We start from the raw sequence: 8681 nt of genomic DNA on the forward strand, positions 1-8681 counted from the left end.
GTTCGGGCTGAGAGGCCGCACCCCCTCACCCGAAATCGCTGCGCGATTTCGACCTCTCCCCAAGGAGAGGTGAAACGGGGCGCGGCTCAGCTTGCCCTCTCCTCGGGGAGAGGGAGGGGCCCGCGCGCGAAGCGCGTGGGAGGGTGAGGGGGAGAGCCGGCCCATCGGCCGTCCCCCACGCCCCTGCATGCCCGCCCTCCGGCCTTTCCGCTTCTGTCCGACAAATTCCTCGGGCAGAGAGAAGCGAACGGATGGGGGAAACGCGGGAATGGCGGCGATCGGCGCCCAGAAGCTGGACGGGGCGGAAGGCGGTCACGGGACCGGCATCCTGCTGTTCTTCCTCGGCATGTCGCTGTTCACCTTCAACGACGCGCTGGGCAAGTGGCTGGTGGCCGACTACACGGTCGGCCAGGTGCTCCTGATCCGCAGTATCGGCGCCTTCGTCCTGCTGCTGCCCTGGATCATCCGCGGCATCCGCGGCCTGCTGACGCCCGACCAGCCCTGGATGAACCTGCTGCGCGTCACCCTGATGGCGCTGGAGGTCGCGACCTTCTACTTCGCCGTGCGCGGCCTGCCGCTGGCCGACGTCATGACCTTCTACATGGCCGCGCCGCTGATCGTCACGGCGCTGTCGGTGCCGCTGCTGGGCGAGAAGGTCGGGCCGCGGCGCTGGGCGGCGGTGCTGATCGGCTTCGTCGGCGTGCTGATCGTGCTGCGCCCGACCGGGGCGGCGCTGTCCGCCTCGGCCCTGGTCGCGCTGGCCGGCGCCACGCTGTTCAGCCTGGTCCTGATCGTCACCCGCCGCGTCCGCCACACCGGCGGCCTGGGCCTGATCACCTACCAGGTCGTCGGCACCGGCCTGGCCGGCGCGGCCACCGTGCCCTTCGCCTGGGTGCCGCCGACCGGCTTCGACTGGGCGCTGCTGCTGGGCCTCGGGGTGGTGGCGATGGGCGCGCATCTGTGCATGAACAAGGCGCTGTCGCTGGCCCCGGCCGCGGTGGTCGCGCCCTACCAGTACTCCACCATCGTCATCGCCGCGGCCTTGGGCTGGGCGGTGTGGGGCGACGTGCCGACGCCGACCATCATCATCGGCAACCTGGTGATCATCGCCTCCGGCCTGTTCATCTACTACCGCGAGCGGCAGCTGAAGGGGGCGTAGCGCTTCCCAAAGCTGTCATGCCCGGGCTCGACCCGGGCATCCAGAAAAGTCGAGGCCGGTCCGGGTGGCCCCTGTCATTGCCGGGTCAAGCCCGGCAATGACAGGGATGGATGGTTAAATCCCCTGACCGCCGGAGACTTCGATCCGCTGGGCATTGACCCAGCGGTTCTCCTCGGTCAGCAGGCTCGCGATCATCGGTCCGATGTCGTCGGGCAGGCCGGCGCGGCCCAGCGCGGTCATCCCGGCGAAGACCTTGTTGATCTCCGGATTGTCGCGCACGGCGCCGCCGCCGAAATCGGTCTCGATTGCGCCCGGCGCCACGGTGTTAACCGCGATGCCGCGGCCACCCAGCTCCCGCGCCATGTAGCGGGTCAGCACCTCGACCGCGCCCTTCACCGCGGCATAGGCGGCATAGCCGGGGAACGTCGTCCGGGTCAGGCCGGAGGACAGGTTGACGATGCGGCCGCCATCCGCGATCAGCGGCAGCAGCGCCTGGGTCAGGAAATAGACGCCCTTGAAGTGGACGTTGACCAGCCCGTCGAACTGCGCCTCGGTGGTCTGGCCGATCAGGGCGTGGTCGCCATGGCCGGCATTGTTGACGAGATGGTCGAAGGTCTCGCGCCCCCAGGTCTCGCGCAGGACCGTCCGCAGTTGCTCGGCAAAGGCCGCGAAGGCCGCGACGTCGCCGGTGTCCAGCTGTAGCACGGCCGCCTTGCGCCCCGCTGCCCGGATCTCGGCGGCCGCGGTCTCGGCGTCCGCGGCGCCGTTGCGATAGGTGAGGATGACGTCGCCGCCGCGGCGGGCGATGCTCAGCGCGGTGTTGCGGCCGAGGCCCCGGCTGCCGCCGGTGACGAGAGCGATCTTGGTCATGGTCGTGCTCCTGTGGATGACCGCTCCGATATCGGGACAAGGAGTCGGCCGTTGTTGCCGGAACCTCGTCGTTCCTTGCCTGATTCTCCGAATCCGGCGCCGTGGCCGGCCAGGCTGAGTTAGGCTTGCCCCATGACCCTGCTGCTCGATGCCGTCCGGCGCTATGCGGACGCCCATGCCGACGCGGCCGGCACGGCGCAGACCCCGATCCCCGGCCTCACGATCATGCGCGCGGCCGCGCCCAGCGGCCTCGACTATGCCATTCCCCGGCCGCTGGCCTGCCTCGTGGTGCAGGGCAGCAAGCACGTCACCATGGGGGCGCAGGGCTTCACCTTCGCCGCCGGCGACACGCTGCTGATCGCGGCGGATGTCCCGACCGTCAGCCAGGTCACCCGGGCCAGCCGCGCCGCGCCTTATCTCTCGCTGGTGCTGGAGCTGGATGCGGCCGTGATCGCGGATCTGGCGGCACAGATGAAAGGCGCGCCGGCAACCGACCATGCGCCGGTGCGGATCGAGGCGACCGACACCGAGGTGGCCGACGCGGCGCTGCGGCTGATGCGGCTGCTGGATCGGCCGGCGGCGGTCCCGGTGCTGCAGGCGCAGCTGGTGCGCGAGATGCATTACTGGCTCCTGGCGGGCCGGCACGGGGCGGCGATCCGGCGCCTCGGCTGGCCGGGCGGCCCCGCGCAGCGCGTGGCGCGCGCGGTGGCGCTGCTGCGGGCGGAGTTCGCGCGGCCTCTGCCGGTCGGCCGCCTGGCGGCGGCGGCGGGGATGAGCCCGTCATCCTTCCACCAGCACTTCCGCGCCGTGACCTCTCTGTCGCCGCTGCAGTTCCAGAAGCAGCTGCGGCTGATCGAGGCGCGCCGGCTGATGCTGGCCGAGGGCGCGTCGGCCGGCAGCGCCGCCTTCGCGGTCGGCTATGAAAGCGTGTCGCAGTTCACCCGGGAATACGGCCGGATGTTCGGCACGCCGCCGGTCCGCGACCTGAAGGCGGCGCGGGACAAGGTCCGCGGCGAGAACTCCCGGCCGGATCCGTCGCCGGAATCCTAGAGGTTCCCCGGATTGCCCGGCTTCAATTCGCCGACTGCGACCAGCGACCCGTCATCGCCGAACAGCTGGATCTTGCTGCCGTCCAACTGGATCTTGTCGCATTCCTTGGTCTCGCCCAGGTCGAAGCACATGTGGTCGTTCTCGATCGTCCACTGCCCGGCATAGGGCCCGTCATCGCCCAGCCCGTGGATGGTGCCGTCCGTGGCATAGAACTCGGTGTACTCGACGTCGCCGGCCGTGCCCTCCACCGTGTTGCCGACGATCCGGGCCTGAATCTGCGCGCCGGTCAGCGCATCGGCGGCCAGGACGGCGGCGGGCAACAGCAGCGGCAGCAGGATCGCCAGGGGTCGAATCATCAGGGACTCCGCGAAGGACGGGGGATCATAGTCGTGTCGCTGCGCTGGCGGGAGGGCAGATCCGTTGCCTCGCCTGCGTCATGGTTTCGACGCGATCGGGCGTATAGTCTGTGGCCGAGTCCCGGCTTGGCCGGGGTGAGACGACGGGGGTCGCCATGGCTTTGAAGTTGCGTTTCGCCACCTTTGCCGCGGCGGCGGCGTTGTTGACGGCCACGCTGGCCCTGCCTCCCGCCGCGTCGGCCTACGAAGCGCCGGGCCTCGCCGCCAGCATGGCCGCCTTCGCCAAGAAGCTCGAGCAGCAGGCCAGCGCCACCCCGCCGGACCAGCGGGCCGACCTGAAGTCGCTTCGGGCCCGCGCCGCCGACGCCGTCCAGGGCGAGCGCTGGGACGACGCGGTCAACGCCTACCAGCTGATCCTCGGCCAGCGGCCCACCGATGCCGGCGCCTGGTACGGGCTGGCCCAGGCGCTGCAGCAGACCGACTCCTCGTCGCAGAACGCGCTCAGCGCCGCCTATGCCGCCTATGAGAACGCCGCCACCGACAAGCTGCGCGGCGCCGCGCTGATCCTGCTGGCCCATGGGCTGGAGCAGCAGGACAAGGGCCGCGAGGCGATCAAGGTCGCCGCCGAGGGTGCGAAGCTGGCGCCGAGCGACGACAACACCGAATACGCCAACAACCTGCGCGAGCAGTACGGCTTCCGCGTCACCTCGACCTATGTCCAGAACGACCGCGACGCGCCGCAGCTCTGCGCCGATTTCTCCGATCCGATCGTCGACGGCCGCACCGTCCGCTACTCCGATTACGTCAGGATCGAACCGGCGGTGCCGGTCGAGGTGATCCCGTCGGACCGGCAGCTGTGCCTCGAGGGCGTGTCCTTCGGCCAGACCTATTCGGTGACGCTGCTGGCCGGCATCAAGTCGGTCGACGGCGACGTGTTGGAGGCCGATGACAGCTTCGACCTGACGGTCGACGACCGCCCGGCCAGCGTGGTGTTCCGCGGCAGCGCCTATGTCCTGCCGAAGGGCGGCGAGGGCACGGTGCCGGTGACCACGGTCAACGTCTCCGAGGTCAAGCTGCGGCTGCTGCGCATCAACGACCGCAACCTGATCGACCAGGTGGCCCAGGGCCGCATCGGCCAGATGCTGGAGAGCTACGACGTCGACAGCCTGGCCCAGGATGCGGGCGAGGAGGTGTGGACCGGCACCATGCCGGTCGACAGCGAGACCAACAAGGCGGTGGTGACCGGCGTGCCGATGGACACGGTGCTGCCGCAGCCGAAGCCCGGCGTCTACCTGCTGTCGGCGGTCGACGCCAAGACCGCCGCCTCCGGCGACGACGAGGAGGGCGGCGGCAGCTACCAGACCCCGGGCACGCAGTGGATCGTGGTCACCGATCTCGGCCTCGCCACCTTCTCCGGCCAGCAGGGGCTGACCGTGGCGGCGCGTTCGCTGTCCTCGGCCAAGGCCCAGTCCGGCGTCAAGCTGGCGCTGATCGCCCGCAACAACACGGTGCTGGGCGAGGCCGAGTCCGATGCCGGCGGCCTCGCCACCTTTCCGGCCGGGGTGATGGCCGGGCAGGGCGGCAACCGGCCGGCGGCGGTCTACGCCTACGGCTCCGGCGACTTCACCTTCCTCGAGCTGACCGGTCCGGCCTTCGACCTGTCCGACCGCGGCGTCAGCGGCCGGGCGGAGCCGGGGCCGCTCGACGCCTTCCTGTATCCGGAGCGCGGCGTCTATCGCCCGGGCGAGACGGTGCACCTGACCACGCTGCTGCGCAACGAGCGCGCGGCGGCGATCGACGGCGTGCCGCTGACCATCAAGATCAGCCGGCCGGACGGGGTCGAGGCCCAGGTCCAGCAGGCATTGGACCAGGGCGGCGGCTCCTACAGCATCGACGTGCCGCTGGCCGACAGCGCCTATACCGGCACCTGGACCGCCGAAGCCTATGTCGACCCGAAGGGCCAGGCGATCGGCAGCACCCCGTTCCAGGTCGAGGATTTCGTGCCGGCGCGGATCCGCGTCGACCTGAAGACCGACGCCAAGGACCTGCGGGTCGCCAAGCCGGCGGCGGTCACCATCGACGCCCAGTTCCTGTACGGGGCGCCGGCGGCCGACCTGGCCACCGAGGCCAGCCTGACCCTGCGCCAGGCGGCCAAGCCGTTCCCGGACTATGCCGACTATCAGTTCGGCTTGGTGCAGGACGCCTTCTCGCCCCGCACCCGCCCGATCACCACCCCGGCGACCGACGCCGCGGGGCAGAGCCGGGTCGACATCCTGCTCGACGCGCTGCCGGACACCACCGTGCCGCTCGAGGCCGAGCTGCGCACCGCGGTGTTCGATTCCAGCGGCCGCACCGCCAATGAGACCACGACCCTGCCGGTGCGGCAGGAGCATCCCTGGATCGGCCTGAAGCCGCTGTTCTCCGGCTCGCTGGCCGAGGGCGCGGATGCCCGCTTCGAGGTTATCGGCCTCGACGCCGGCGGCCGCCCGGCCGCGATCAAGGGCCTGCGCTGGGATTTGGTGGAGGAGATCCACGACTACCAGTGGTTCTCGACCGACGGGCATTGGGACTACAAGGTCGTGACCCGCGACCGCAAGGTGGCGGAAGGCACGGTCGACGTCGCTCCGAACGCACCGGCGGCGATCCGCCAGGCGGTGGGCTGGGGCAATTTCCGCCTCGACGTCTACGACCCGAAGGGCGGCGGCGCCACCTCGTCCCGCTTCTATGCCGGCTGGTGGGTGTCGGACGATCCGAACCCGACCCCGGACAAGCTGACCGTCGCGCTCGACAAGACCAGTTACAAGGCCGGCGACACCGCCCGGGTGCGGATCGAGCCGCCCTTCGCCGGCGACGTGCTGCTGTTCATCGCCAATGACCGGGTGCTGGAGACGCGCGACGTCGCCGTCCCGGCCGACGGCGCCACGGTCGAAATCCCGGTCTCGTCCGACTGGGGCTCCGGCGCCTATGTCCTGGCCACCGCCTTCCGCCCCTCGGGCGAGGGCGGGGAGCGGCGGCACGGCCCCGGCCGCGCCGTCGGCGTCGCCTGGTTCGGCATCGACGTCACCGAGCGGGTGCTGGGCGTGTCGATCGACGCACCGGCCGAGATCAAGCCGAACCAGCATCTCGACCTGCCACTGACCATCACCGACGTGCCGCAGGGCCAGAAGGCCTGGGTCACGCTGGCGGCGGTGGATGAGGGCATCCTGCTGCTCACCGACTTCCAGTCGCCCGACCCGGCGGACCATTACTTCGGCCGCCGCGCCCTGGGCGTGGAGATGCGCGACGCCTATGGCCGCCTGATCATCAGCGACGGCCGCCGCGGCCAGGTCCGCACCGGCGGGGACGCCGCGGCCCAGCAGATGGCCGGGCTGCCGAAGCGCTCCACCCGCACCGTCGCGCTCTACAGCGGCATCCTGCCGGTCGGGGCCGATGGGCGCGTCACCGTGCCGCTCGACCTGCCGGATTTCGACGGCGAACTGCGGCTGATGGCGGTGGCCTGGACGCCGGGCTCGCTCGGCTCCGCCTCCATCGCCATGAAGGTGCGGGACCCGGTGATCGCCGAGATCGGCGTGCCGCGCTTCCTGGCGCCGAAGGACCAGGCGCAGCTGACCTTCTCGCTGCGCAACCTGTCCGGCCCGGCCGGCGACTACGGCGTGCGCGTCTCGACCGAGGGGCCGCTCTCGGTCGCCGCCGACGCCGCCCAGTTCACGCAGAATGTGGCCCCGGGGGCGGAGGCGCGGCGGGCGATCCCGCTGACCGCAACCGCCACCGGAACCGGCAAGATCAGGATCAGCGTCACCGGCCCTGACGGCTTCCAGCGCGACCGCGACTGGGACCTGTCGGTGCGCCCGGCCCAGGCGCTGACCACCGACCGCGTCGCCACCCTGGTCAAGCCCGGCCAGTCGGTGGTGCTGAACGCCGACCTGGTGAAGGGCTTCCTGCCCGACACCGTGCAGGTCTTCGCCAGCTTCTCCACCCGCCCGACCTTCGACATACCGGGCCTGCTGAAGGCGCTGGATGACTACCCCTATGGCTGCGTCGAGCAGACCACCAGCAAGGCCCTGCCGCTGCTCTACGTCGCCAAGGTGGCGGAGAAGATCGACAGCAGCTTCAAGCCGGACGACGCGCACCGCAAGGTGCAGGGCGCGATCGACCGGATCATGACGGCGCAGCAGCCGGCCGGCGGCTTCGGCATGTGGTCTCCCTTCGGCGACGCCAACCCGTATCTGTCGGCCTATGCGCTCGACTTCCTGACCCGGGCGCGGGCCGAGGGCGGCTACCGCATCCCGGAGCGGGCATATCAGCGCGGCATCAAGTTTCTGTCGAACTACCTCGACTGGTACGAGGCGCGGTCGGAATGCACCCCGGCCAGCGCCTATGCGCTGTATGTCGTGGCCCGGGCCGGCGGCGGCGATGTCGGCACCATGCGCTACTACGTCGACAACTGCCTGCCGAAGTACCAGACCCCGGTGTCGCAGGCGCAGATCGCCGCGGCCGCCGCCCAGTTCGGCGACACGGCGCGCACCGCCAAGGCCTTCGCCGCGGCGACCTCGACCGAGCGGCCGGCCGATTTCTACGGCGATTACGGCTCGCCGCTGCGTGACCACGCTGCCACCGCGGCGCTGCTGCACGAGGCCAAGCAGTCACAGGACACGGTGCTGCAGCAGGTCGACGTCGCCGCCGACCTGTTCGCCAAGGACAAGTGGTGGAGCACCCAGGACATGACCTGGCTGCTGATCGCGGCCGACGCGGCGCTGGACGGCGCCACGCCGCTGTCGCTCGACGTCGCCGGCAAGGCGGTGGCCAACCCCGGCGCCGTCTACCGCTACACCCCGGACGCCCCGGCCCTGGCCGCCGGCATCCCGGTGAAGAACACCGGCAGTGGGCCGATGCGCCAGGTGCTGACGGTGCGCGGCGTGCCGGCGGCGCCGCTGCCGGCGGGCGGCGACGGCTTCGAGATCACCCGCACCTATCTCGACCGCGACGGTCGGCCCTTCGATCCGGCCAAGACGGCGGTGAAGCAGGGCGACCTGGTCACCGTGCTGCTGCGCGGCCGGGCCACCGACGACCTGGACCACCAGGCGCTGGTGGTGGACCTGCTGCCGGCGGGGCTGGAGATCGAGAACCCGTCGGTCGGCAAGGGCGCGCAGCTGGGCGACATCGCCGACACGCTGTCGGACACGCAGCATGTCGAGATGCGGGACGACCGCTACGTCGCGGCGATCGACCTGACCGGCGACACCCGC

5 protein-coding genes are annotated in these 8681 nt (G+C 71.0%); 3 read left to right on the top strand and 2 right to left on the bottom strand.

All coding sequences use genetic code 11. The features are described from left to right. The first annotated feature begins 268 nt into the window (after positions 1-268). The gene (locus tag ABDW35_RS06900; RefSeq protein WP_343713113.1) at positions 269-1159 is read left to right on the top strand and encodes a DMT family transporter; all 891 of its coding nucleotides are present in this window, start codon (positions 269-271) and stop codon (positions 1157-1159) included. Between the two features lie 114 nt (positions 1160-1273). Here the strand turns inward: ABDW35_RS06900 and ABDW35_RS06905 are convergent, their stop codons facing one another. Then, positions 1274-2029 (bottom strand): SDR family oxidoreductase, encoded by a 756-nt coding sequence (locus ABDW35_RS06905; protein WP_343713114.1) that lies wholly within the window; start codon positions 2027-2029, stop codon positions 1274-1276. 132 nt (positions 2030-2161) lie between these two features. Here ABDW35_RS06905 and ABDW35_RS06910 point away from each other — a divergent pair, with 132 nt between their 5' ends. Then, positions 2162-3079: an AraC family transcriptional regulator gene (locus ABDW35_RS06910; RefSeq protein ID WP_343713115.1), complete on the top strand. Its 918-nt coding sequence runs from the start codon at positions 2162-2164 to the stop codon at positions 3077-3079. On the opposite strand, the gene ABDW35_RS06915 is transcribed toward ABDW35_RS06910, so the two are convergent. Continuing rightward, positions 3076-3435, bottom strand: coding sequence for a hypothetical protein (locus ABDW35_RS06915; RefSeq protein ID WP_343713116.1), 360 nt, complete (start codon positions 3433-3435; stop codon positions 3076-3078). The genes ABDW35_RS06910 and ABDW35_RS06915 overlap by 4 nt on opposite strands. 155 nt (positions 3436-3590) lie before the next feature. Between ABDW35_RS06915 and ABDW35_RS06920 the strand changes: the two genes are divergently transcribed. Next, positions 3591-8681 (top strand): alpha-2-macroglobulin (locus tag ABDW35_RS06920; protein WP_343713117.1); only part of this gene is annotated, 5091 nt, incomplete at its 3' end.

The organism is Inquilinus sp. (genome assembly GCF_039594555.1).
GTDB lineage: Bacteria > Pseudomonadota > Alphaproteobacteria > DSM-16000 > Inquilinaceae > Inquilinus.